The 23,860-nt window shown below is 70.4% G+C and carries 30 protein-coding genes and 1 tRNA gene; 5 read left to right on the top strand and 26 right to left on the bottom strand.

Going from position 1 to position 23,860, the window contains the following annotated elements; all coding sequences use genetic code 11:
• Positions 1 to 100: 100 nt before the first annotated feature.
• On the bottom strand, positions 101 to 385 hold the full coding sequence (locus APR04_RS19120; protein WP_129782914.1) for an iron-sulfur cluster biosynthesis family protein: 285 nt from the start codon (positions 383 to 385) through the stop codon (positions 101 to 103).
• Positions 386 to 606: 221 nt separating this feature from the next.
• Between APR04_RS19120 and APR04_RS19115 the strand changes: the two genes are divergently transcribed.
• A tRNA-Lys gene (locus APR04_RS19115) sits at positions 607 to 679 on the top strand.
• A 178-nt stretch (positions 680 to 857) separates the two neighbouring features.
• Here the strand turns inward: APR04_RS19115 and APR04_RS19110 are convergent.
• On the bottom strand, positions 858 to 2,066 hold the full coding sequence (locus APR04_RS19110) for a helix-turn-helix domain-containing protein (protein WP_301312729.1): 1,209 nt from the start codon (positions 2,064 to 2,066) through the stop codon (positions 858 to 860).
• A gap of 134 nt (positions 2,067 to 2,200) precedes the next feature.
• Here APR04_RS19110 and APR04_RS19105 point away from each other — a divergent pair, with 134 nt between their 5' ends.
• From APR04_RS19105 to APR04_RS19090, 4 genes are all read left to right on the top strand, one after another.
• On the top strand, positions 2,201 to 2,998 hold the full coding sequence (locus APR04_RS19105; protein ID WP_253873135.1) for an HAD family hydrolase: 798 nt from the start codon (positions 2,201 to 2,203) through the stop codon (positions 2,996 to 2,998).
• Between the two features lie 69 nt (positions 2,999 to 3,067).
• Positions 3,068 to 3,223: a hypothetical protein gene (locus tag APR04_RS19100; protein WP_253873132.1), complete on the top strand. Its 156-nt coding sequence runs from the start codon at positions 3,068 to 3,070 to the stop codon at positions 3,221 to 3,223.
• 181 nt (positions 3,224 to 3,404) lie between these two features.
• Positions 3,405 to 3,734, top strand: a complete 330-nt coding sequence (locus APR04_RS19095) for a hypothetical protein (RefSeq protein ID WP_253873129.1) — start codon at positions 3,405 to 3,407, stop codon at positions 3,732 to 3,734.
• 77 nt (positions 3,735 to 3,811) lie between these two features.
• The gene (locus APR04_RS19090; RefSeq protein WP_253873127.1) at positions 3,812 to 4,579 is read left to right on the top strand and encodes a helix-turn-helix domain-containing protein; all 768 of its coding nucleotides are present in this window, start codon (positions 3,812 to 3,814) and stop codon (positions 4,577 to 4,579) included.
• A gap of 82 nt (positions 4,580 to 4,661) precedes the next feature.
• Here APR04_RS19090 and APR04_RS19085 read toward each other — a convergent pair whose 3' ends face one another.
• The 24 genes from APR04_RS19085 to APR04_RS18975 form a co-directional block, all read right to left on the bottom strand.
• Positions 4,662 to 4,967: a hypothetical protein gene (locus tag APR04_RS19085; protein ID WP_253873125.1), complete on the bottom strand. Its 306-nt coding sequence runs from the start codon at positions 4,965 to 4,967 to the stop codon at positions 4,662 to 4,664.
• Positions 4,968 to 5,057: 90 nt separating this feature from the next.
• Positions 5,058 to 5,957, bottom strand: a complete 900-nt coding sequence (locus APR04_RS19080; protein WP_253873122.1) for a peptidoglycan recognition protein family protein — start codon at positions 5,955 to 5,957, stop codon at positions 5,058 to 5,060.
• A gap of 3 nt (positions 5,958 to 5,960) precedes the next feature.
• Positions 5,961 to 6,293 (bottom strand): hypothetical protein, encoded by a 333-nt coding sequence (locus APR04_RS19075; protein ID WP_253873120.1) that lies wholly within the window; start codon positions 6,291 to 6,293, stop codon positions 5,961 to 5,963.
• A 68-nt stretch (positions 6,294 to 6,361) separates the two neighbouring features.
• Complete coding sequence (locus APR04_RS19070; RefSeq protein WP_253873118.1) at positions 6,362 to 6,760, bottom strand: hypothetical protein; 399 nt, start codon at positions 6,758 to 6,760, stop codon at positions 6,362 to 6,364.
• Between the two features lie 34 nt (positions 6,761 to 6,794).
• Positions 6,795 to 7,808, bottom strand: a complete 1,014-nt coding sequence (locus tag APR04_RS19065; protein ID WP_253873115.1) for a hypothetical protein — start codon at positions 7,806 to 7,808, stop codon at positions 6,795 to 6,797.
• Position 7,809: 1 nt separating this feature from the next.
• Positions 7,810 to 8,784, bottom strand: coding sequence for a hypothetical protein (locus APR04_RS19060; protein ID WP_253873112.1), 975 nt, complete (start codon positions 8,782 to 8,784; stop codon positions 7,810 to 7,812).
• Positions 8,781 to 9,890 (bottom strand): hypothetical protein, encoded by a 1,110-nt coding sequence (locus APR04_RS19055; RefSeq protein ID WP_253873109.1) that lies wholly within the window; start codon positions 9,888 to 9,890, stop codon positions 8,781 to 8,783. The genes APR04_RS19060 and APR04_RS19055 overlap by 4 nt, the downstream gene beginning before the upstream one ends.
• 1 nt (position 9,891) lies before the next feature.
• Entirely contained in the window at positions 9,892 to 11,421 is a 1,530-nt protein-coding gene (locus tag APR04_RS19050) for a phage distal tail protein (protein ID WP_253873106.1), read from the bottom strand.
• Positions 11,422 to 11,425: 4 nt separating this feature from the next.
• On the bottom strand, positions 11,426 to 13,591 hold the full coding sequence (locus APR04_RS19045; RefSeq protein ID WP_253873103.1) for a phage tail tape measure protein: 2,166 nt from the start codon (positions 13,589 to 13,591) through the stop codon (positions 11,426 to 11,428).
• Positions 13,592 to 13,623: 32 nt separating this feature from the next.
• Complete coding sequence (locus APR04_RS19040; RefSeq protein ID WP_253873102.1) at positions 13,624 to 13,797, bottom strand: hypothetical protein; 174 nt, start codon at positions 13,795 to 13,797, stop codon at positions 13,624 to 13,626.
• A complete protein-coding gene (locus APR04_RS19035; RefSeq protein WP_253873100.1) occupies positions 13,797 to 14,261 on the bottom strand; it encodes a hypothetical protein in 465 nt (154 codons plus the stop codon). The genes APR04_RS19040 and APR04_RS19035 overlap by 1 nt, the downstream gene beginning before the upstream one ends.
• On the bottom strand, positions 14,261 to 14,869 hold the full coding sequence (locus APR04_RS19030; protein WP_253873098.1) for a hypothetical protein: 609 nt from the start codon (positions 14,867 to 14,869) through the stop codon (positions 14,261 to 14,263). Before APR04_RS19030 ends, APR04_RS19035 begins: the two co-directional genes overlap by 1 nt.
• Positions 14,869 to 15,906, bottom strand: coding sequence for a phage tail tube protein (locus APR04_RS19025; protein WP_253873095.1), 1,038 nt, complete (start codon positions 15,904 to 15,906; stop codon positions 14,869 to 14,871). The genes APR04_RS19030 and APR04_RS19025 overlap by 1 nt, the downstream gene beginning before the upstream one ends.
• Positions 15,907 to 15,910: 4 nt before the next feature.
• Positions 15,911 to 16,138: a hypothetical protein gene (locus APR04_RS19020; RefSeq protein WP_253873093.1), complete on the bottom strand. Its 228-nt coding sequence runs from the start codon at positions 16,136 to 16,138 to the stop codon at positions 15,911 to 15,913.
• 2 nt (positions 16,139 to 16,140) lie between these two features.
• A complete protein-coding gene (locus APR04_RS19015; RefSeq protein ID WP_253873091.1) occupies positions 16,141 to 16,617 on the bottom strand; it encodes a hypothetical protein in 477 nt (158 codons plus the stop codon).
• Positions 16,614 to 17,147 (bottom strand): hypothetical protein, encoded by a 534-nt coding sequence (locus APR04_RS19010; RefSeq protein WP_253873089.1) that lies wholly within the window; start codon positions 17,145 to 17,147, stop codon positions 16,614 to 16,616. The genes APR04_RS19015 and APR04_RS19010 overlap by 4 nt, the downstream gene beginning before the upstream one ends.
• Positions 17,148 to 17,150: 3 nt before the next feature.
• Positions 17,151 to 17,528: a hypothetical protein gene (locus tag APR04_RS19005; RefSeq protein WP_253873086.1), complete on the bottom strand. Its 378-nt coding sequence runs from the start codon at positions 17,526 to 17,528 to the stop codon at positions 17,151 to 17,153.
• An 88-nt stretch (positions 17,529 to 17,616) separates the two neighbouring features.
• Positions 17,617 to 19,041, bottom strand: a complete 1,425-nt coding sequence (locus APR04_RS19000; RefSeq protein WP_253873083.1) for a phage major capsid protein — start codon at positions 19,039 to 19,041, stop codon at positions 17,617 to 17,619.
• 5 nt (positions 19,042 to 19,046) lie between these two features.
• Positions 19,047 to 19,829 carry an HK97 family phage prohead protease gene (locus APR04_RS18995; protein ID WP_253873081.1) on the bottom strand — a complete coding sequence of 261 codons (783 nt, stop codon included), beginning with the start codon at positions 19,827 to 19,829 and terminating at the stop codon, positions 19,047 to 19,049.
• A complete protein-coding gene (locus APR04_RS18990; RefSeq protein WP_253873078.1) occupies positions 19,807 to 21,159 on the bottom strand; it encodes a phage portal protein in 1,353 nt (450 codons plus the stop codon). The genes APR04_RS18995 and APR04_RS18990 overlap by 23 nt, the downstream gene beginning before the upstream one ends.
• Positions 21,159 to 21,290 (bottom strand): hypothetical protein, encoded by a 132-nt coding sequence (locus APR04_RS30625; RefSeq protein WP_301312714.1) that lies wholly within the window; start codon positions 21,288 to 21,290, stop codon positions 21,159 to 21,161. Before APR04_RS30625 ends, APR04_RS18990 begins: the two co-directional genes overlap by 1 nt.
• A gap of 11 nt (positions 21,291 to 21,301) precedes the next feature.
• A complete protein-coding gene (locus APR04_RS18985) occupies positions 21,302 to 22,795 on the bottom strand; it encodes a terminase large subunit domain-containing protein (RefSeq protein ID WP_253873076.1) in 1,494 nt (497 codons plus the stop codon).
• On the bottom strand, positions 22,785 to 23,300 hold the full coding sequence (locus APR04_RS18980) for a hypothetical protein (protein WP_253873073.1): 516 nt from the start codon (positions 23,298 to 23,300) through the stop codon (positions 22,785 to 22,787). The genes APR04_RS18985 and APR04_RS18980 overlap by 11 nt, the downstream gene beginning before the upstream one ends.
• A gap of 128 nt (positions 23,301 to 23,428) precedes the next feature.
• Positions 23,429 to 23,788, bottom strand: a complete 360-nt coding sequence (locus tag APR04_RS18975) for an HNH endonuclease (RefSeq protein WP_253873070.1) — start codon at positions 23,786 to 23,788, stop codon at positions 23,429 to 23,431.
• Positions 23,789 to 23,860: the final 72 nt, after the last annotated feature.

Below are 23,860 nucleotides of genomic sequence, written 5' to 3'. Positions count from 1 at the left end.
TAGACGCGCACCAACGACGGAGAGCCCCCGGGGGCTGCCTGATCGGCAGCGCCCCGGGGGCTCTTCGACGATGTCGGCGCCCGGTCAAGGACGCCAGGAGTCACGCCTTGGGCGTGAGCACGAAACCTGGGCCCTCGGCACCGGGGTCGGTGTCAAGAGTCAGCGTCTCCAGAGCAGGGGCAGCCTGCGCCTCGACGAACACGTTGGTGGCACCCGAGGCGTCGACGACCTGGTCGTCGGGCTGCGGGGCCGGAACCAGCGCGAGCTCGAAGTTGCCCGGCTGGCCGGACGCCTGCGCGATGCGCAGGCCACCCTCGACCGGCACGCCTGCCTGCTGGGCGAGGTCCTGGACGGCCGTGCGGGCATTGTCGGTCACGGTGAGCACGTTGAGCTCCTCACATTGGTTCTCCGCGGTCCCGTCCACCGAACCAAGCCCATCGGCTCACCGCAAGCGTGAGACGCATTTAGCCCGATATCTCCCGGTGGGTGAGACAGCGCATGACAGCCGACCGCATTAGCCGTACCGTGCCCCGCTGATCGAGATCCACGGCGTCGGCGACCGGACCGGTAGGCTTTCCTCTCGCGCCGCCTGGATGCCGGGCGCGCGGGCCTCTAGCTCAACTGGCAGAGCAGCGGACTTTTAATCCGCGGGTTCCGGGTTCGATCCCCGGGGGGCCCACCCTTATGACCTGCATGTTTGATCAACGCTTTACCTAGTGCGCGGCGCAGATGGCGCAGAAATGGCGCAGCGAGCAACCACGACACGGCCTCGATCCGGTCAGCGCGTAGGCCAGGCAGACGCAAAACAGGGCGCCCCCACCCAGCTGGGTGGGGGCGCCCTGTCGGACGTGTCGGGGCTATGCCGCTACGCCGATGGCCTCCGCGAGCTCGACCGCTTCACGCCTCAGCGGTCCAGTGGCCGACCTCGCGAGCTGCACGGCGAGTGACCTCGCCGTCGGCACGTAGCGGACTCCCTCGGGGCTCACGCGGTATGCCTGCCCGAGGTACTGCACGGCGGCTGCCGTCTCGCGCTTCTGCTGGTGCCCAGACGCGATGTCCAGCAGCAGGCGCGACCGGCGCTCAAGGGAGCCGATCCGCTCGAGGTCTATGGACTCGGATCGGCGCAGTGCCTCGCTGGGCGTCAGCAATCCGACGCCGACCCCGACACCATGGATCGCGACGTTGGACGCGTCGAACGCCGAGGCCATGTGGGTGTAGCCGGCCGGAAGTCGCTGCGCCGTGCGGTCGGCCTCGGCCAGGTAACGCTCGGCATCGCCCGAGCGCCCGTCCAAGCCGGTAGAGATGGCCGCCTGTAGCTGCAGGGCACCGTAGACGCCCAGAACCTCGGCGGACCCACCCTCCAGCCGGTCACGCAGGAGTGCCATGCCGGCCTCGTCGGTCAGGACGGCCTCGTCGGTGAATCCTCCGGCGCGCTGCCCGATGGCCGTGGACCACGCTGCCAGCGCGAGCGCTACGGGGTCGTCCGCCTCTTCGCTGTGGCTGCGTCCGCGATCGAGGGCCAGCCAGTACAGCTCGGGCTCGCTGATGTGGGCCAGGAGCCGCTGAACGAGCCGGTACAGGTCGGCCGTAGCAGCGTGGGCGGCCCGCCGCTCCTTGCCGTGGTGGGCCTTGATGCACCCGTGCGCGTCCCGGATGAGGGCGGGCAGCTGCGTCCCGACCTCGGTTCGCTGGTGGGCACTGGTATGCCAGAGCCGCCAGGCGCCATCGACGCGCCCTCGGAGCACGTCAGGGCCCACAGCCCCGAGCGCTACCGGGCCGACGAATGAGACGGAGTGCATCGCGGCCCGGATGTCCGGCACAGCGCCGTGCGAGAACTTGCCGACGTCGCGAGCGGGAATGCTCAGATCCCCGCCGGTCAGCATGGCGACGTCGGGTACACGCAAGGCATTCGCGAGCCTCACAAGGTGCGTGATGGACGTCAGGTCGCGAGTCCCGGTCTCGATCTTCTTGAGCCAGTCCGGCGACCGGCCGACGAGACCCGCAAGCACAGCGCGCGACAACCCTCGCCGCTCTCGCAATACTCGGATCCGCTCGCCGGTTGTCATTCCTTCGGGTAGGTCCGTCATGGGTACTCCCTGGTGTAGGGGCGACATTTCCAGCGTACGTCCGAACCTCGGCGTGAGCCTAGGGGGGACAACCTGTCCCCCTTGCCGACAGTGAAAGTCTTTACCGTCCTGACATGACAACCCACGCTTCGTTTTCAACGGCGCCCCGTCTCATCGCCTGCGACATCGACGGCACCCTCGTGCGCACCGGGTGCCCCGCCACCGACGCCGTAGTCGCCGCGAGCGCCGCCGTCCGCGCCGCCGGGCACCATATCGTGCTCGCGACCGGGCGCGGCCTGGTCGGCGCGCTGCCCGTCGCCCTGCAGCTCGGCCTCGACGACGTGTGGATCGCCTCGTCCAACGGTGCGGTCACCGCGCACCTGGTCGGCTATCGCTACCAGGTCACCGAGCAGCACGACGTCGACGCCGAGGCGGCGATCAGAGTTGCCGTCGCGGCCACGCCCGGCGTGCGGATCGCGGCCGAGGTCGTCGGCGCCGGCTACCGCGTCAACATCCCGTTCCCCGACGGGCAGCTGAACGGCCAGCAGCACAGCGTCACCGGCCTCGAGCAGCTGTGGGCGCGCCCCACGCCGCGGCTGGCCTTCTACGGGCCCGACGCGTACCGGCTCGTGTGGCCGCTGCAGGCGCTCGGGCTGACGGCGATCCGCACGCGCAGCGACTGGGTCGACGTCACCGCCGGCGGGATCTCCAAGGCGAGCGCACTGGAGAAGGTGCGCACCGAGCTCGGCGTCGAGCCGGGCGACACGAGCGCGGTCGGCGACTCCGAGAACGACGTCGAGATGCTGCGCTGGGCCGCTCACGGCTGGGCGATGGCACACGCCCCGGCGTTCGTGATCGCGGCCGCCGACCACGTCACCGGCACCATCGACGACGACGGCGCCGCGCGCGCCCTGCTGTCGCTGCTGGGCTGACTCCGGGCGCGCGTTGTTCACCCCGCCGCACCCTGTCAATTAGTACATCGGGCGCGGCATCATCAGGCCATGAGCGACAACCCTGCAGCCAGCCACCTCGGCGACGAGATGCGCGCCTACGCCCGCGTCGTCCCGGCCACTCTCCGCGCCCACGCCGAGCGCCTGGCGGTCCAGGCCGACAGCCTCGCTGAGGAGCTCGCGCGGGCGCGGAGCGAGCGGGTCTGAGCGAACGCGCGTTTTGCGCCGGGCTCACTGATCGGGCGACGGATTGAATCCATTCATTAATCGAACACCTGTATTCACCCGGTCAATCTCGTTCCGGCCTTGCTACCCCACGTCGCGTGGGGTAGGGTTGAGGCATCAGGTCAAGGGGAACAGCCCCGGACCATGAGGCCAGGAGGCCACCATGACCGACATCGCCCGCACTGAGGCCCAGGAGATCGAGCAGTACCGCGCCGAGCGCCGTGCCGAGCTGGTCGGAGACATCCGCGCCACCTACGAGAGCCTCGCCTGCGAGCCGGGCGCCTGGGTCGGCCTGGCCCGGCTGCGCGCTGCACTGGCCGACGTGCCCCGCGCCAACCTGGACGCGGCCCTCCTGGAGATGGCCCGCGAGCCGGCCGTGATGATCATCCCGGAGTTCAACCAGAAGACCCTGACGCCGGCCGACCGGGCCGCCGCGCTCCGCATGGGCGGCGAGAACGTCCACCTGCTGGCGGTCAGGCTCGGGCGCCGGTGAGGACCGCCCCTGCCTCTCCGGAGGCGGGGGCTAGTCCGGTCGGTCCGTTGAATGGATTCAATCCCCGAAGGAGTTTCATGTCCCACATGCCCGCTGGTGAGCTGCGCGTGATCCGCGAGTGGCTCGGCCTGTCCACCGTCACCCTCGCGCGCCTGCTCGAGGTGCGCCCAGACTCCGTGCGCCGCTGGGAGACCGGTCGCGAGCGTGTCCCGGAGCGCGTCCGCCAGGAGATCGAGTCCATCGAGGCCGTGACAACTGACGCCGTCGGGCAGCTGATCACCGAGCTGGAGTCCGCGCGAGACGCAGTCGTGGTCGTCTACCGCGACACGGAGGACATGCCGGCCGACCGGCCCGACGTCGCCCGCTTCGGCGCGCCGTGGTGGCGCCACGTCGTCGCACGCGCCGTCCACGACGTGCCCGGTGTCGTCGTCTGCTATCCCGACGAGGTCGAGGGCCTGCCGGACGATACGCGCGGCCTGAAGGGGACGACGCTCGATCAGGCGCGCGAGGACTTCAGGTCGGGCACTGACCTGCCGGCCGTCATCGAGCTACACCGCCACCTGGGCGTGCCCTGCACGCGCGTGTGGATCGCCCAGGACGGCGAGGTCGAGGGGGGTAGCTGGGAAGGGCCGCTCGGCGATGTCGTCCAGGCCGCAAACCTCGCGGAGTGGCTGGAGGGACTCGCCGACGACGACCCGGACGACGACCCGGACGGCGACCCGGACGCCGCCCGCGAGCTCGCCCGCCGGATCGTCGCTGGCGAGGACACCTGGGACGGCGGACCCGCCGGCGAGATGGCCCTCCGCGTCACCGTGCTCTGGCGCGACGTCACCGACCGCGACTGACCCCAGGCAAGGCAAGAGCCCCCCACCGCTCGAGGCGGTGGGGGGCTCTTTTTCGACCTCTTGGGCGAGTGTCGGGGTCAGGCTACTCCGAGCGACTGACACGCCGCGGCGCGGACCCGAGGCGGAAGCGCTCGAGGAACGCGTCTACGCCGGGGATCGCCATGAGGCGGGCCAGGAGCGCAGACAGCGCGGCGCACCCGGTGACGACGCCGGCCAGCGCGAGGCCCAGCCAGTCGGGCAGGAGGATGCCGTACTCGGCGGCCGTGTCGGTGACCGCGCCCACGACGAGCGGTACAAGGACCAGGCCGACCGCGATCTGCGGAAGCCAGGACTGCACGAACGTACGGGCGGCGGCGCGGGCAGGGTGCGCCTGCTGGGTGGTGGTCATGGTGCTCCTTTTGTCAGGTGTGGCGCGGGGCGCGCGGGCTAGTAGTAGCGGTAGTCGCGCGCGACTCCCGCTACTACCGATGCGGGCGGGTCAGATGCGCCCGGCGTTCAGGCGGCGCTGGAGCGCCTTGACGGTGGCGGACGGGTTCCAGATCTCGCCGTCGACGGCGATCACGCCGAGGTGGCGCTGCAGGCGGCGGATGCTGTCGGGCCCGAGGACGCCGTCACGCTCGGCGCCGATGCGGGCCTGCAGTGCGGTGATGACCTGCGAGCCGCGGGGGTCGCGTGTCCAGTCCCAGCCCGTGGTCAGGCCGGGGTTGTCGTCACGCCAGCGCAGGGCCTGCGAGGACACGCGGCCGTCGGCCGGTGTGCCGAGCTCGTCCTGCAGGGCCCACGTGGTGGAGCTGCCCCACCGGCCGTCGACGACCAGGCCGCCGCCGCCGGGCTTCGGGCCGGGCTTGGGTGCGGTCGGCTTCGGGTTGCTCACCAGCTTGCCGCCGTCGCGGATGTCGTCGATCCGGGAGTACAGGTGCCGGCCGGGGCACGCGGTCTGCGACACGTCACGGTGGCCACGCAGCGGTGCACGGGTGCGCCACCACTTGCCCTGGCCGTCGTCGTAGATCGCGTGCGCCGTCGCGATCTGTGCGTCGGTGGGCTTGTGCGTCTCGTAGTTGCCGGCGAGGCAGATCGACCGCGCCTTGCTGTTGCGACCGCCCGTGTGGGTGCCGCGGCGGTGGAAGCTCACACCCTGGTACGCGCGGCCGGACGGGAAGATCACCACGTTGTACGAGATCCCGGAACTGAACCGGGACTGCCCGACTGCCTCGAGCTGGCGCATCTCCTGTTCCTCGGCCGCGACGCTCGCGCCCGGGGAGAGCTGCGTCGTCACCGAGTGGTGCACGAACACCTCGAGGGCGAGGCCGGACAGGGTCAGGTCACCGTCGGGGTAGCGGGCGCCCCAGCTGTGGCGGGAACGGATGTCTTCGGTCATGGGTCAATGCCTCCGGATCTTGGACAGGGTCACGGCTACCGACACGACGGCGGCCAGTGCTGCGAAGCCGGCAGCCTCGCCCCGGGCGCGCCAGCGGCGGGCGGGTTCGCCGTCGATGTGCTTGGTGATGAGCTCCTCTGTGCGGTCGACCGCGTCCTTCATCGATCCGCCGCCGTTATTGGTCACCTGGTGCTTCACGTCCTTCGTCGCGCGGCTCTGACGCCACTGGCTGTACCCGAGCGCCAGCGCACCGACGGCGTAGGCAGCGAGCGCCGGCCAGGAGTTGATGGTGGCGGCGTCGGGCACGGCGGCCGCGGCGAGGGTGAGGTCGGGCATGGCGCCTCTTTCGGGTGCGGGTATGGCGAAGGCCCGAACCTGTCAGGATCCGGGCCTCGGCGGGTGGGTCAGGCGGTCGGGACGCGGGCGAGGTAGAGCCAGAGGTTGGCGAGGTCGCTGGCCACCAGGGCGTACTCGTCGGGGTCGTCCAGCTGCAGGCGGCGGCGCACGGGGCCGTCACGGTGGCCGGGCACAGACAGGCCGATGTTGCAGCCGCTGACGGCACCGGAGATCCCGACGGTGATGCCGCGCTCAGCGAACGTCTCGTCGGGCGATGCGGTCGCGAACGAGACGGGCATCGACGTGAGGAGCCTGACGTACAGGCGCCCGCTGCTGACGATCTCCGGCGGGATGCTCGTGTCGAACCCCCGCGTGATGTGGCTGGAGTTGGCGTACCACTCCGGGCCGGTGGCGGGGAAGCGGATGACGCCGGCGGCGTACGGGTGCTCGGGTGTGGTGTCAAGCATGGGTGCGGGTTTTCCCTTCGGGTGCGGGCGGGGGTCAGGGGGCGGCGACCGGGTAGCTGGCGGTCGCGCGGAGGTTGGTGGTGCCGGACGAGTTGAAGGTCCCCCACTGCATCTGCAGGACGCGGGAGGGTGCCACGATGCCCAAGCCCATGTTCGAGTTGTGGATGAACATCGCCCCGGCGTCTGAGTCGGGAGCCGGGACCCCGGCGGCGACGCTCCCCCAGACCGCGGTGGACACGCCGGTGACGTAGGGGGCTGCGCTGGCCTCGAGGGCCAGGTGCACGGTGCGGCTGCCGTCGGTGCCGTGGTCGACGATCGCGAGCCGCTTGCTGAACGTGACGCCCGTGGCGCCGACGAACGCCGAGGCCCCGGTGAAAGTCTGGCGGCGGGCGACACCGCCGGGTGCCTGCCAGATCGTCCGCCAGGCGCCGCTCTGGTAGACGTAGAGGGCATTGGTCCCGACGCGTGCGACGTCGAGGTTCTGCGGTGCGACGACCCGGGACAGTGCCGAGAAGGATGGCACCTCGTACATGCCGCCGGCGGCGGTCGTGATCGGTGCGGTGGACGCGACCGTCGCGTCGAGGGTCTGTGCCATGGCCGAGCTGATGGTTGCGCGTCCGAGCTCGAGGGCGCCGGGGGGAAGTGCTGGTGCGGCCGGAGATCCGGCAGCGACGCCGATCGCGACGTCGATCACCGGCGTGTTGCCGGTGTCGCCGAGGTCGACGTCGGGCTGCAGGCCGTACACGATGTCGATCCGGCTTCCCGAGCCGGGTGCGGGGTCGGTGGGCACGGCCTGCACTCCAGTGATCGCGGCCGGGTAGGCGCCCTGCACCGCGCCGCGGGACATGACCAGACCGGCGGGCGCGACGTTGTAGGACCAGCCTGCGGTGCCGGAGACAGCGCCACCCCACAGAACCCCCGGGCGGACACCGAACGCGCTGGCGTCAGCTCGAGCGAATCCGGCAGCGAGCGCCTGGCGCAGCTCGGTCGGGGATGTGCCGATCAGGGGGTCGCCGGCGGGCCGGACGATCGAGCGGGACTGTGCCATCTCATGCCTCCAGGGCGTCGAGTCGGTCGGTCAGGGTGGCGATCGCCTTGCCCTGTGCGGTGACGGTGTCGCGCAGCTGGGCGGCCTCGTCGCGGGTGGTGCGCAGTGCCTGGGCGAGCGCGCCGGTGACGCGGTCGTAGGTGACGCTGTCGGGGCGGTCCTGGTCGTCGTACCCGACGAAGATCCCGAGGCCGGCTTCGTGCAGGTATTCGGCGATGTGGCCGGGGATGCGGCGGGTGGTGTCGGGGTCGGCCTCGACCTGGGCCTTGTCGCGCCAGGTGTAGCCCTGCAGGGCGTCGACGATCTCGTCGGCCGTGAGGGCGCCCAGGTCGAGGGGCTCGACGTCCTGCTTGTACCGCAGTGAGGATCCGATGCGCGCGGTGTAGCCGGTCGTGTTGGAGATGTACGCGTTCGCGGACTCGCTGGTCTGCCCGGTGTGGATGAACACCTCGCCGATGGCGCTGCCGATCTCGACCTGCCCGGTGCTGCGGATGTCGACGTCCTTGGACCAGACGCCGAACCAGTCCACCTCGCCGTCGTTGTCGGCCTGCCCGATGTACACCTCTTTCGACCCTGAGGCGAGCACGGTCTTGGCGCGGAACACATCGCGGTTCGCGTCGGCGAGGTCGGCCTGGACGAGCAGGCCGACGGACTCGATGACGTCGGGATCGGAGTCAAGCCACAGCGGGCCGAACGCGGCGCCCGGGGTGCCGTCGGCATGTTCCGCACGGAACGTGCCGCCCTCGACGACGACGTCGCCGCCGTCCTGGATGTGCAGGTTGCCGCCGTCCTGGACGACGACGTTGCCGCCGTCCTTGATGGTCAGGTCGCCCGCGCTGATCGACGCCGACCGCAGCGGCGCCGAGTTCTCCAGTGCCCGGATCCTGGCCTGCAGGGTGCGGAGCTGGGCGGCGAGCCAGCCCATGCTCCCCGGCGGTGGGTGCTGCCGGCCCTTCCACCCGTCGGTGTCGCTCATCGGTTCTCCAATGTGGGTGCGAGCTGGAGATTGACCTTGCTGTCCAGGCCGCCAGAGACCTCGAGGATCCGGGTCCGGTACTCCCCCGCCGTGAGGTAGATGTGGCCCTGCGGGATGTGGACCGTGGCCCAATCGCCCGGCCGGTACAGGCCGACCTCGGGGGAGGACTGGTCGGTCGCGAGAGCCCAGGTCTGCCACGGTCGCCGCGCCGCCTGCAGGTACGCGGACGAGTACCCATCGAGGGTGGCCTGGTCGGTCGCGTTCGTGGACTCCACGCTCTCCAGCAGCGGCATGCCGTCGGTCGTCGGGGTCAGGTCCTGCGCGAGCGAGATCGGCCGGTCGTCCTCCATGCCGTCGCCCGTGATGATCTGCCGGAACGCCATCTTGGACGGGTCGCGCTTGACCGACAGCAGCCGGAGCGGGCTACGTACGGCGCCGCGGTCCCACTGCCAGTCGGCGCCGACCTGGTGCAGCAGCGGGTCGTTGTCCGTGCCGGTGCGCATCACCCACTCGAGGCCCAGCCCGTCAGGCGTCAGCCGCGGCTGGAACGCGATGTCCGGGCCACGCTGCACCTCGACGAGCTGCTTGAGCCGCTCGGCCACCTTGCCGTACTCCCACCACGGGTACACCCGCTCGTGCGTGCCGGCGATGTCGTCGGGCAGCACGAGCGGCAGAGACCCGCCGTCGTGCGCGGTCGCCGTCTCGACGATCCGCTTGCCGATCGTGCCGAGCGACAGGCCCGACCACGACAGGTCGACGTGCGCGAGCGTCGGGTCCAGGACGTACCGGTGATCCCACAGCGACCACAGCCCGTCCGCCCCGACCTTGAGGTGCCCGGACTTGTCGTCGTAGTCGTGCGGCTGGATCGGTCCCGCCTCGAGCACCCGGCCCGCGTCCGTCACCGCAGCGAGGAAACACCGCCACGGCTCGAGGTTCGCGAGCAGCCCGTCCCTCGCCCGGTCAGGCAGCGAGCGCAGCGGCACGGTGGCCTCGACGGTGCCGGCCTGGTTGAGGGACATCGCCCAGCTGGCGCCGGTCTTCGTGGTCGGGACCTGTGTGAGGAACTCGCCGGTGCGTAGCAGCCCGGCCATGATGCGGATGGTCATGTCACCACCAGGCCGGGGCGTGCACCGCGGTGAGCATGCCGGCAGCCCAGGCGCCGAGCGGCAGGAACGCGACTGTCGTCGATCCGCCGGCCGGGACCGGCGTCCACTCCCGGATCGTGAGGAACCGGGACCGGTCGGCTACCCCGTTCAGGGTGACGTCAGCGGTCGCTGCGTCGATCTCCACGGTGGAACCCGCCGGGATCTCCTGCGTGTACCGCAGGCGCCGTCCTGTGGACACGTCGAGGATGTCGAACCCTTCGGCGGGTGTGGGGCCGTCGATGCGGTACACCTGCCACGACTCGGCCGTGCCGGGGTTGGTGAGTGTGAGCTCGCCCGCGTCGCCGGGCGCGCCGAAGTCCAGGTGCCCGACGTCGAGCGCGCCGGCCGTCGTGAACATGGTGGACGTCGAGGCGTTCGGTGTGCCGGTCCATTGCGCGCCGGGTGTGCCACCGTCGAAGTAGGTGTCGACGGCGGCCAGCGCTGCGCTCTCGGTGTCCGCTACCGCACCGATCCACGTGTCCGTCGATGCTGTCGTGTCCGGGTCGGGCACGGTCGTGCTGGCACCTGAGAGGAACAGGTACGCGCGCACCGACGCGGCGCCGGCCGGGGCCTGCGCGACGTGCACGATCCTGGTGAAGCTGAATGCGGGCAGGTCCTGGATCGCCGTGTCGGTAGCCGAGATGACGCCACCAGCAGCGGCGAACCACTGGATACGGACACGTGCACGAGGTGCCGGTGATGCTCCTGACGGGCGCACGGGGATGCGAGCGGCGAACCAGTCACCCTCAACGACCGCGCCGCCGGACTGGCCAACCCCGGTGCCGGTGCTCGTGGGTGCGCTGTCGACGATGATGAACGCGCTGTAGTCGGGCTGGATGACGCCGGTAGTCGACCGGTTCACGGCGGAGACCGACCCGCTCTCGAACCAGGCCTCGTCCGTCTCCATGCTCGGGTTGGTGAACCTGTTCTCCAACCCGAGCTGCGTCCCACCGTCCGAGAACAGCGGGAACTCGAGGCCTCCGGCCTGCTCCCGGAACCCCGTCGAGGTGGACAGCCCGACGCCGTACCCGACTGGGTCCGGCGCGTACGCCATCCACTCGCCCACCGCCAGGCCCAGCTCGTACTGCTGGTCTGTCGGCAGCCGGTGCCGGCGGATCTTGATCGCCCACCGCATCAGGTCACGACCCGGCAGCTTGACCCACATCTGCGCCAGGTCCTCGTCACTGGTCGGGACCATCACCCGACGCAGCGCCGCGAGCGCCTCGTGGTAGGTGATGCCGAGGCCGGGTTCCTCGGCGATCTCGATGGTCGCGGTGATGCTCCGGGCCTCGGCCCAGTCGGGTGCGGTCCAGTCGCCGTGTGCCCAGGGGCGGGCCTCGTCCTCGGTCCGGATGGCGGGGAGCTCGTCGACGCCGTCGAGCGCGGCGATCTCGTACGGGGTGCCGGGGCCGAGGATGAGGCCCTTGAGGGATGCCTGCCAGTCGGTCAGGGCGGGCGGGGGCGTGAGGATCTGCTCAGCAGGTGAGGACATGGGGTCAGCTCCGCATCTGCCAGGCGAGCTCGGACGCGATCTGTCCGGGGCTCTGGGTGCCGGCGTAGAACTTCTCGATGTGCACGCCGGCGTTGCCGCCCTTGGCGGATGCGTTGACGTTGTCCATGAAGTCGCCGAGCCGGTCGAGGGGGACGACGGCCTCGGGGCCGCGGCCCTCGCCGATCATGGCGAGGGTGGGTGCGGTGACGATGCCGCCGTCGGCGAGGAACGGGATGTTCGGTGTGTTCAGGGTGGCGCTGGGCAGGGTGACGCCGGCGATCGTGCCGCCGCCGATCGTGAGAGAGAACCCGTTCCACGCACCGATGACGTTGTTGATCGCGGCGCGAGCTCCGGACCAGATCGGGTCCCACAGGTTGGACGCGGCACGGGCGATCTTGGACGGCAGGCCGCCGACCCAGCCGACCAGGCCGTTGAAGATCCCGTACACGCGGTCGCGCGCGCTGAGGAACTTGACGGCGATCTTCCCGGCGATCGACCCGAGTCCGGAGGCGATCCGGCTCGGGACGTTCCGGAACCAGTCGACGGCCCGGTTGAAGATGTTCTGCGCGCCGGAGCGGGCGTCGTCGAACTTCGCCGAGATCTTGCTCGCCACGGTCCCGACGGCGAGCGCCACCCGAGCAGGAATCAGCTTGAACCAGGTGACCGTGGCGTTCCACGCGGCCTTGATGTTCCGGCCGGCGTCCTTGAAGAATCCGGTCACGTTGCCCATGACCTTCTTGAAGCCGGGCACCAGGGTGCCGGTGAACCAGTCCGCGACGGCCTTGGCTGCGTTCTTGATCCCGGCCCACGCCTTGCCCACGATGGCACGCCCGACGGTGGTCTGCGTCGCGAACCAGATAATGCCGGCCACCAGGGCAGCCACGAGGAGGATCACGACGCCTATCGGGTTCGCGGTCAAGGCAGCGTTGTACGCCCACTGAGCGGCCGTAGCGATACCGGTAGCGGCCGCGCCCAGCATGGACGCTCCACGGGCCGCCAGCGTGCCCAGCTTGAGCTGTGACAGGGCGATCACCCCGAGGCCCACCGACGTCGCCGCCGCCGCAGCGTCGGCGCCGAACGCCTGCACACCGACCGCGACGTCACCGAGGGGGCCCTCGGTCTCGATCAGGTCCTGCTTCCAGCCCTCGAAGCCGCGGGTCAGCTCCTCGACGCGGGTCTTCGCGTTGTCGTTGAGCTCGTCGGACATGCGGCCGGCGGCGCCCTCGACGTCGCCGAGACCGGACTTCGTGCCGGACAGCGCGTCGAGGAACGCGGGGATCTCGTCGGTGCCGAGATCCTCGAGCGGCGTGCCGAACAGGGCGATCGACGCCTCGGCCTGCTCGGCCGGGTCCTCGATGCCCTGCAGCCCACCGACGATCTTGTCGAGCGCACCGGACGCCTGGTCGCCGCCGGCCAGGAGCGCGTTGGCCATCTCCTGCGAGTCCAGACCGAGCGTGTCGTACGCCGCGCCCGTCGACGCGGACATGTCGGTGCCCCGGATCGTGAGCTCCTTGAGGGAGTCACCGATCTTGTCCACCGACGTGATGCCCGAGCTCGCGGCCGACGCCAGGATCCCGATCGACTTCTCGCCGTCGATCCCGAGCGCCGCGAAGTTCCGGCTGTACTCGCTGACGGCGTCGAGGGTCTCGCCGCGCATCGACTCGGGGACCTTCTGCATGGCGGCCGTGATCAGGTCGAAGCCCTCGGTGGCGTCGCCGGCCAGGCCCTCCTTGATCAGCACGCCGACCGCGCCCGTGGCCTGCGCGACGTCGGTCTTGAACACCTTCGCGAAGTCGAGCGCGTAGCCGGCCGCCTGCTGGATGTCCTCCTCCGAGGCGTCCCGCATGCCCGCGATCGACGAGATCACCGAGTCGACCGCACCGGCGGCCTCGTCCATCGACTCGCCCCACGCGCCCTCGTACAGGTCGCCCGCGGCGTTGGCCCACTTCTCCGCCTCGGCCGGCGTGCCACCCAAGGCGGCGTTCATCGTGTCGGTGGCGACCTCGGCGTCCAGGTCCCCGAGGATCGCCTGCCCCAGCTGCGCGCCCGCGAACGCCGCGGCCGCGCCGACGGCCGCCTTGCCGGCGTTGTCCTGCAGCGCCTGAAACGCCTTGTCGATCCCGCCCGTGTCGCCCAAGATGTTGACGACGAAATCCCTCACAGCACCCACGACTGCACCCCCCTCACGGTCTCAGCTCTGGGTCAGCGACGACGGCCAGCTGTGCGCGGGCGCCGGTGACGGGAAGCCCTGTCGGCCTCTTCGCGGTCCCTCTTGGCCTGCTCGACGTGCCTGTCCACCGACAGCGCTACCGCCGTCCACACCCGCCACTCGAGGTCGTAGACGACTCCCGGGACCAGGCCCGGGAAAAGCCGCATCACTGTGACGATGCGGCTCGTGATTTGCTGGTCGAGCCACGGCTCGTCTTGGTAGAGCTTGAGGATTTCCGGGTCCGTGCGGGCTTTGCCGGCGCCGGCTCGTCGGCGAGGTCGGCGTCGACGGAGGGGGAATCCGTCGACGCTGGCGTAGGGCCCTCACCGTCGGCCCCGCCCTCGGCCTCCGCCTCGGCCGCCTCGGCACGGGCGATCTCGTCCTTGTCAGGGATCATCGCGGGCAGCGGCCGGTCGAGGACCTCGTCCCACGTCACGAACCGGCCGCGGTTGTGCTCGGACAGGAACTCGATCATCTTGTTGCACTCGGTCTGCCGGGCCGTGTCCTCGCCCATCGCCGCGATCTCTTCGAGGCCGTAGCCGGTCTGCTGCTGCAGGGCCATCACGGCCCGCCCCGGCGCGGTGGTCAGGTTGACCGCTCGGATCGTCTGGCCCTCAATCGTGATACGCACTAGCTCCCCTTGCTCATCTCGGTCAACGCCTGGGCGATGACCTGGTCCACTTTGATCGCGGCCCGGTCGCGGCCCCTGACCGCGGGGCCCCAGAAATATTGCTGCCCGCGCTGGTGCACGAACTTCCCGGTGTGGGAGAAGACGGGGTGGCGGAAGATCTTGGCCTGCCACGCGTGCGTCATGTCCGAGACCTTCGAGTTGGCGCGCACCTGCACGCCCTGCCTCGTCTTGCCCGCCACGACCCGGGTCTTCAGCGATCGCTTGATGCCCTGCCGCATGCCGCGGCTCGGGCGGTTGTTGGCCGCCCGCTCCCGCTCCTCGTACACGTTCACGCGACGGAAGTACGGCTTGCTGCCGTCGTTCGGCACGATCAGCCGTGTGCGCTTCCCGGTCACCGCCACACCCGGCGGCAGCGGACCGTCGAGCTCCTTGTGCTGGTCGGCGATGATCTCGTCGCCCGTGCCGCGCAGCTCCTTGCGGAGCTTGCGCGCCAGGGCCGGCGAGAACTCCTTCACCGCCCCGAGGACCTCGCGCAGGTTCGACACGTCCAGCTCGAAGTCCAAGCCGGACGCCGCGGCCGTCGAGGCCGACGGCCGCTTCTTGGCCATCAGGGGACCAGGTCGGCCGAGCGGTAGACCGCGTACACCGGCTGCGGGTCCGTGCCCTGCAGACCCGTCCAGTCGTGCGACGTCGTGATCACGTCGCCGCCGTTCGGCTCGGGCAGGTCACCGTCCAGGAACACGCTCGGCACCGCGATCTGCAGGGTCGGCTTCTCCCCGGCTGCGATCTCTGTCGGGCCCTCGAACGTCAGGAGCATGCACAGCTCGGCCTGGTCGAGGTAGGCGTCGACGAGATCCCGGTTCGTGTACTCCAGCTCGAACGACCCGGCCACGGCGTCGTTCTTGCCGCCCGTGTACGCCGCGGGCCGCGAGCGCCGGCCTGCGCCGCCGAGGTTGAATCCGTTGCTGTCGAGGCCGTTGTCGAGGTTGACCTGTGCGGTGCGCACGGTCGCGAGCTCGGCGCCGGCGGACGCGAGGGCGGTGGCCGTGGGTGCGACGAACGCGGCGGCGCCGATGTAGATCGAGCCGCCGACGAACGTGAACAGGTCGAGCTCGGCCGGGTAGGACGGTGCGGCGTACGCCTCGGTGAGGGACAGGGCGCGGGCGACCCACGACGTGGACAGGGACACGATGTCGTCGGCCGGCGCCTCGAGCGACAGGGTGGTGCACTGTGCGCCCGTGTACGTGTACGCGTCGGTGACTGCCGAGCCGAGGCGCGGGATGCCCTGCTGGATCGTGTAGGAGTCGGCCCAGTCCTCGGTCTTGAGGGTGTGTACCTGCTGGAACACACCCGACGCGACGGCGGTCTCGGTGTTGGTGGTGACGCCGAAGAACGCAGACAGGAGGTAGCCGAGGCCGACCGTGGTCGCGTCGAGCTGGATGTCGCCGGCGGCCTCGCGCTTGACGATCGCGCGGCGTGCGGACCGTGCCACGCGCTGGCCGGGGCGCATGCCCGTGCCCTGCGCGGTGGCGACGGTCTCCTTGAGAGAGAACGTCTCCGGCTCGAAGAACCGGGTCGGCGCCACGGCGGTGCCGTACTCGGCCTCCTGGGCCATGCCAAGGGTGTAGTCGCTCTGGATGCCCACGGGGTTACTCCTCGCTCTGGTTGTCGTCGCCGGCGGCGCCGGCGTCGGGGTCGGGCGGCGTCTGGCCGCCGGTCCGGTTGCTGCTGGCGACCGGCTTCCATGTGGCGGTCTGGCCGTGCAGGTGCTTCGCCTGGGCGGCGGTGACCGTGATGACTTCGCCGCGGTCGACGACCCGGCGGATCAGCGGCAGGTCGAGTGCCCCCAGCGGGGACACGTTCTTGAACTTGGGCATGCTCAGCTCCTCACCATCACGCGGGCCTTGTACGTGGCGCGGATCGCACATATGCGGCCCTCGCCGGTCTCTTCGTCCTCGGTCGCTCCGTCAGACACCAGGTCGTCGGAGAAGCACCACAGCGCAGCGCCGCCGAGGGTGGGGTCGGCGCGCACTGCCCGGTCGAAGATGTCGAGCACGCCGTACGCGATGTCGTGCACCTCGCGGTCCGACGCGGTCTGCCGGTAGCTGTCGATCTCGACGTCGACGTAGATGTCCTGCTGCCGCTGCCGCGTCGACGACACGGTCCCGTCCTGCGGTGCGGCACGGACCGCCGTCACCGCGATGGTGTCGTCGTGCTCGATCGGCCACGGGTACCCGAACGCGGCTTGCACGTCGGTCCGGGCCGCAGCTGCGAGCGCCGAGACAGAGACGTTGTGCAGGCCAGTCTTCACGGCGGTCGCTGCCTCGCCGAGCGAGCGGTGGATGCCGGTGCTCATGCGAAACCACCGACCAGGATGTAGGGGCGGAGCATCTCGGAGACGCGGCGCGGCATCGCAAATCCCTGCTGCACGTCAGTGTCGGGCTCGGTGCCGCGCGAGCTGCGCGACGGGTTGCCGACCTTCTCCTGCTTGGCCCAGAAAGCGCCGAGGTATCGGGCGGCGAGGATCACGTCGTCGGGCACGGTGTCGGCCGCTCTGGCGGTCGCAGTGACCACGACCTGGCCGACGGGGAACCGGCCGTAGATCAGGCCGGCGTCGGGGTCAGGAGTGACCGGAGAGACGGCCCTGCCGTCGACGGTGACCGTCGGCACACTGTCGTGCGCGATCGGCCAGGGCAGGCGCAGAGCTGCGCGCGTGGCCCGCGTCGTCAGGCGGTGCGTGATCGGCTGCCCCTGCCACGGGCCACACTCCCGCTCGACGCGTGCGACGGCGGCCTCGGCATAGTCGGTCACCTCGGATGCGCGCGCCGTGTCCCACTTCAAGGCGGTGCACACGTCCTCGCCCGTGATGGGCCACGACAGCGCCACCGGTCAGGCCTCGGCCGGCTTCTCGGCGTCGGCCTCGGCGACCGCACGTGAGCGCCGGCGGCGCGGCTTCGCGTCCGCGTCGTCGTCGTCGGCGACGGGCTCCGGCTCCGGCTCGGGCTCCGGCTCCGGCTCCGGCTCGGGCTCGGGCTCGGGCGTGACGGGCGTCGGGTCGGGGGCTGGCTCTGTGCGCTCGACGAGCTCGGCCGGGAGCCCCTCCATGTGCACGCCGAGCGCGTCGCCCGGGTCGGACGTGAACAGGTCCGGGTGCGAGTGCACCACTACTGCGTCCGAGGACCACGCCTCGCCGCGGCGCACGGAGATCTTCTCGCCCTGGCGGCCGACGATGGTCGCCGACTGCAGGGCCATGACGATGTTGCTCACGATTCACCTCGTGGAAGTTTGTGGGCTTGCGGGGTATGCCCGCGGCCCCGGCAGCCGGAGCTGTCGGGGCCGCGGGCATGGGAGCGGATCAGACGTCCGCGGTGGCCTGGTTCTTGAGCAGGCGGAAGCCGGCGTCGTTGATCGAGTCCGACCCGTGGCGGGCGAACGCGAACCAGCCGCGCTCACCGGTCGGGCGACCGGTCGTCGTGTCGAACAGGTGGGGGACGAACTCGGTCGTCATGCCCGCCCGCTCGGCGATCAGGAAGTTGCGGAAGTCGCCCACTGCCAGGATGTTCTGCGAGGCGGTGCCCGCGAACTGCGGGAAGTAGGACGAGTACGCGATCGGCCGCTCGCGCAGCTTCTCGAGCGTCCCCGTGGCGTCGACGGTGCGGGTGCCGTATGCGTCGCCCCAGCCTGCGATGTCGGTGCCCACGGCCTGGGACATCACCCAGGTAGCGGCCTGCTTCCAGCGGTCCGGCAGTGCGTTCCAGACCTTGGAGATGTCAGCAGCGACGAGCGCGTCGTTGGTGATCACGGCGACCTCGGATGCCGGGTTGGCGTCCAGCGCCGTGAGGATTCCGGTCGGCTGGCCGACACCGGTACCCGTCGCGAACGACTCCGCCTGCAGCTCGTCGTACCCCATGGCCAGGAGCGGCGAGATCTCCAGCGCGAACCCGGGGTAGTCCTGTCCGAGCTCGATGGAGTACGGCACGAAGCCGCGCGCCATGTGCACGGGCACCGACGGGTTCGTGAGCGTCGGGCTGTCGTCCGAGACCGCGGTGGCCTCGGCGTCGTAGGACCACGACACGCCCGCCGAGCTGACGCCCTTCCACTCGTTGTTGGTGATCGTCTCGACCCGGGCGATCGCACGGAACGGGTTCAGCGAACCCTGCGCCGTGAGGATGATCGTCGGGTCGATCAGGACCGGGACGCCGAAGCCGCCGGCGGAACCGGTGCCCTCGTTCATCGCACGCTCCTCGAGCGCACGGAACGCCGCGAGCGCACGGGCCTCTTCCGGGGTGAACGCCGGGGAAGCCGACGTCATGCCCTTCATGTAGGCCGAGCGGTACGCGTCGGTCTCGGTGAGCAGCAGCCGGCGGGCGAGGAAGTCGCCGCTGATGTTGCCGCTCGAGGCGCGCAGCAGACGCTCGATCTTGGACTCCTGGTCGGCGCGCAGGCCGAGCATCTTGGAGGTCTCCTCCGAGCGCTTGAGCGCGCGGGACTGGGCGTCGGGCCGGGACAGGCTCCGCACGTCGACGTCGTCGGACGGGACCGGGGCCCCGATCTGCACCGACTGGAACTTCGCGCGCTGCTCGGCGATCTTGGCCGCGCGGACCTCGGCGACCTCGAGCTTCTCGATCTCCGCGCGGACCTCGGTCTCCTCCGCGTCGAGCTCGGCCCAGCGGGCCTCCTGTGCCTCGTCGAGCTTCGCCTCCCCCGCGGTGTCGTGGATGGAACGGAACTCGGTGGTGACTGCCTCCAGGCGTGCCCGGAGAACGGCGATCGGGTCCATGACCGTCACGCTCCCTTCATCTTGAGAGTGATAAGCCGGTCGCGCTGCGCGGCCGACAGACCACCCGAGTGGGGCGAACCCGGCTCGTCGTGGGTCGTGCTGGTTGCGGCTCCGTCGGACGGCGCAGTGGTCGAACCGGCTGCATCGTCAGGTGGAGTGCGAAGTGTGTTTCGGGTGGAGCGCAGCGCGTCGACCCGCTCGGGGTCACGGCGCGCAAGCCACTCGTAGAAGTCGTCGGTGCCCGAACGCATCCCGGCCGAGGCCGTGGGGTTCGCACCGAAGGGGACGGGACCCAGCTCGTGCAGGCGGACCTCGGTGATCGACCGCTCCGGCACGCCGTCGGGGTTGTGCTCCGTGCGGCCCGGCTCCTCGTTCCACTCGTCCTTGATGACGGTCATCCGCATCGAGGCGCCGTACTGGCCGGCGCGCAGGCCGGGCAGCAGGTCGCGGTTGTACGAGGTGTCGAACAGGCCGACGTCGGCGACGCCGGCGTCCTGGTCCTCCCGGAGGTCGTCGATCGTGCCGAGGAACTTGTCGCCGATCTGCCAGTCCATGCCGTGCTGGAACTGCACACGGATCCGGTCCCTGTTCTCGGTGATCGTCTTCGCGAACGCACCACGCTGGATGCGCTCGAGGAAGTCGCCCTCCCACCACGAGCGGATCCGGTACCACTCGTCGAACACGGAGAACCGGACCTCGAGCATGCCGAGGCCTTCGTCATCTTCCGCACGGAGCAGCGAGCGCGCCGAGTGCGCGCGCACCACCTCAAAGCCCGGCAGCGTTTCCATCTGGCATTCCTCCAGTAGGCAGGCCGGCGCCTGCACGGTTAGCGATGTTCCGGGCCTCTTCGGCGGTGAGCACGACGCCCACTCCGAGGTAGATCTTCTGGATGAGCTCGGCCGCAGCACGCGCCTGCTCGGCTTCCGTCGGCGTGGCATCGTCGGCCGGCTCGGTGCCAGGGGCCGGCGCGGTGCCGGTGGCCGGTGCGACCCCGTCAGGGTCGTTGCCCCACGCCACCGGGGCGAGGCCTTCGATGTCCCGCACCTCGTTGATGGTGCGCCACTTGTTGGTCAGCGCGGACGCGTGCGACTGATAGCGCTGCAGCGTCGAGGCCTCGAGCAGACCCTCGCGGTTGATCTCGATGTGCATGCCGGGCGCGAGCTCGCGCAGCACCCGCTCGATGCGACGGATCCACCGGTTCGCCGAGAGGACGAGCGCGTCCAGGCGGCGGTCGACGACGTTGGAGTACGTCATCGAGCCACCGGATTCGTACCCCAGCAGCTCGGCCCAGCCCGGCCCGAAGATCCGCGCGCACTGCGCCTCGGACATCTTCGAGGTCTGCAGGAACTGCGACTCCTCCGGGGAGATCTGAATCTCCTTGAAACCCCAGCCGCGGCCCAGCACCAGGGGGTCGCGTGTGCCCTGTAGCGACGCGTTCAGCCGGCCCTTGGCCGTGTCCGCCTGGGCGTCGTCCAGCACCGCGTCAGAGTTGGTCAGCATGCCCGACGGGTGGGCTCCGTCAGCGAACCAGGAGCGACCGAACCGGGTGGTGGCCAGCGACACCCCGAGCGTGGACGCGTGCTGCTCGATCGGGGACAGGCCCAGCACCCGGCCGGCCTGCGGGTTGACCCGCCAGTGCGCGAACAGCGCGGCTTCCGTGACGTGCTCACCCCGCAAGTACCACTGCTCCTGGCCCTCGACGAGAGAGCACGTCACCTCGTTGGGATTCCACAGGTCGACGAACAGGTCGCGACCCGAGACCATCCCCATGCCGTACGTGTTGCCCGACAGGAGCCACGAGCTCAGCACCCGGTAGACCCAGTCCTCATAGCCCTTGCCGTCGCCGCCCGGGTCGAGGATGTTGTCGGGCGCGGCCACCGCGCGCTTGGTCCCGGCGCGCATGGTGGAGACCGTGGTCGGCAGCTCGGAGACCAGGGACGCGATCAGGTCGACCGTCGTACGTACCGCGACCGACTGCACCGCGGTGTCCGCGGTGACCACGACGTCGGAGTAGGAGCCGATATCGACCGGCGACTTGACCGCCTGGTAGGACCGGCTGCGGTCCTCGTGCTGCGCAGCTGGCGCACCACGGAGAGACTCCCCACTGAACAGCCCCATCAGATCCTCCGATCGAGCAGCAGCAGCAGGACGCCGGCGACCAGGAGGCCGGCCGGGATGTACACGAGGGCGGCGCCGGTGACGACCAGGAGGGCGCCGAGCACGCCCGGTAGATAGCGGACGAGTCGCAAGGTGGCTCCTCTCATCGAAGATGTTCCATCGGGTCGTAGACGCCCTTCATGACCAGGGCCTGCCTGGCGAGGGTCACGCCGTACAGCGCGGTGATGTCGCCGAGGCTCTTGCCCTTGGCCCAGATGAACGCGTCCGTGCCGGTCTTCTTCTTCGCGGCCGCCTTGATCGCGGAGACGATCTCGGAGTCGCCGCCGAACCGAACGTTCTGCTGGGCGAAGTCGTCGAACAAGCCGCCGCATCCGTCGACCTTCTGCTGGTGCGACAGCCGCACGACGTCGAATCCGGCATCGATCAGGTCCTGCTCCAGGGCGCCGGCGCCGCCCGCACCGTCGATCGCCACGGTGTTGCCGCCCAGCTCGCCGCGCAGCCGCTTGAGCAGGCTCACAACCCATGCCGTTCCGGCGTCCTGCTCGGCGATCTCCACCCAGCAGCGGGCACCGGGCGTGACGCCCGCGAGCGCCACGGTGGTCAGGGACCGGTCGGGGGATACGTCGACGGCCCAGACCGGGTCGCCAGTCCAGTCGTTGGGGTCGTCGGCGCCCACGATGCAGGCCTTGACGGACGCCTGCGGGATGACCCATTCGTCCGCGCCGGTCGGCTTCCACCACCCGAGGTAGGGGCGGTAGAACTCCCACGGGTCGTTCTCGGTCGCCTCGAGCGCGGCAGAGATCTTCGCCTCGGTGGTCAGCCAGCCGAGGCCGGGGTGACACCCCCACCAGGTGGCGGGGTCAGCGGGGTCAGCGTCGAGCGGTGCCGCGTACTGCACGAACATGGTGCGGGACCTGGTCGGGCCGAGCGGCCCGTACTGCTCGACCAGCGACTGGAATCTTGTCTCTTCCTGCTCGCGTTTGCCGGCGAGGTACTTCGACTTCGCGGTGCCGGCGGCCGACGCGATGATGATCTGTGCGTGGTCGATCGTCTGCATGGCCGGCCGCATGGCCTGTTCGACGGCGCCTGTCTCGTGCGCGAAGGCCTCGTCGACGACGCCCTTGGTCAGCGCCGGGCCGTGGCCGCTCTCCTCCTTGACAGCTTCGGTCTCCCAGCGCGACCGGTTCAGGAACCGGATCTGCTCGGAGCCCGTGCGCCCGTCCCATCCGAGCTTCTGTGTCCGCCGGCCGTACCGCTTGTCGAGGAACAGAGACAGCGGCGAGTCAGAGATCGGGACGTAGAAGTCGTTCTCCAGCCGGGCCAGCCCCATGGTCTGGGTCTGGGCCGTGTACCGGATCACCGAGCCGGGGAAGTAGAGCGCGGTCTCCAGCTGGTCGGTGAGCGTGAACGTCGTCTTGCCGGTCTGCCTCAGGCCCAGCAGGACGAGCGTGTCGTACCAGTAGGTGCCCGTGGCTCCGTCAAGCTCGCCCCACACGTCGGCCATCTCGCGCTGCCACGGGATGAACGGCATACCCAGTGCGCGGGCGACGCCGGCCTTGCGGTTGCCGGTCGTGTCCCGGGTCGGGTGTCGCGGGGTGTGGAACAGCGGGACGGCCTCGGCGCGGTCACGCGCCACCGGCAGCCTCCGGCTCGGCAGTGGTCTGCCCCTCGCCGCCCATCAGCAGCAGGAGCTCAGCGCGCTTGTCTTTGTCGTCGCCGGCGGGCTCGGCGGGCGCCGGCGGCCACAGCCGGACACCGACGTCGACCAGGCGCTGCGCGAGCGGCGAGATCAGGTCGAGCCGGTAGGTGCGGACCGCCATGTCCAGCGAGCGAGCGACCGTGACGGCGACCTGCTCGAGGTACGTCGCCGTGCCGTCGTTGCGCGCGAGGTCGTCCGCGAGCGCCTGCTCGATCGGGCCGACGACGGGCGGATCTGCCGGCGTCGTTTCCGGCTCGGGCTCGGGTGGCTCGACGTCGAGCAGCTGCACGCCGGCGGCCTCGAGCTGCTCGGCGCGCTTCCGTGCCCGGTAGTCCTTGAGGTACTCGGAGTTGGCCTGCCGGCCGACCGCACAGTCGCAGCCCGCGACGTAGCAGGAGCGGCCATGCTTCACGCCTTCGAGGAACTTGCGGGCTTTGGCCACGTGTTACACCCCCGAACCTGTTACACGTCTAGCCCCGTGCGTGTTTAGAAAAATGGACATGCGCGGGTCTCTGCAGTGGGCAAAACCTAAAAATGTGCGCTGACCTGGGAAGATGCACGGATCGGGGGTCAGTCGAGGGCCACGGAGGACCGTCGTCGACGTCCCGAGGTGCCCATCGCGGCCGCCCGTGCCCTGCCTTGCCGGCGAGGCTGCACAGCGTCAGCTCGTGCCGCGGCGCGCAGCTGGTTCGACTTGATGACGTTGCATCGCAGGTGCGAGGGGCGCAGGTTGCGCGGGTCGTACTCGGCGCCGCCCTGCCATACCTCGACGATGTGGTCGAGGCTCGGGCCCAGTGGATGGCGAGGGCGCAGGCCGTACTGGATCTCCCTGCTCGGGGCCCAGCACTCCTCGATCTCGCACCACGATCCGGGCGGGCACAGCTCGGTGACCAGCTTCCGCCAGCGGTGCCCGTTGTGCACCTGACCCACGGTGCACCTCCGGCGGGCAGCACGAAGGCCCGGCCACCCTGGGGGATGTCCGGGCCTTTCGTCAGTACTTCT

Source organism: Promicromonospora umidemergens (assembly GCF_024171995.1).
GTDB classification, from domain to species: domain Bacteria; phylum Actinomycetota; class Actinomycetes; order Actinomycetales; family Cellulomonadaceae; genus Promicromonospora; species Promicromonospora umidemergens.
This window is presented reverse-complemented; position numbering and strand designations above follow the sequence as displayed.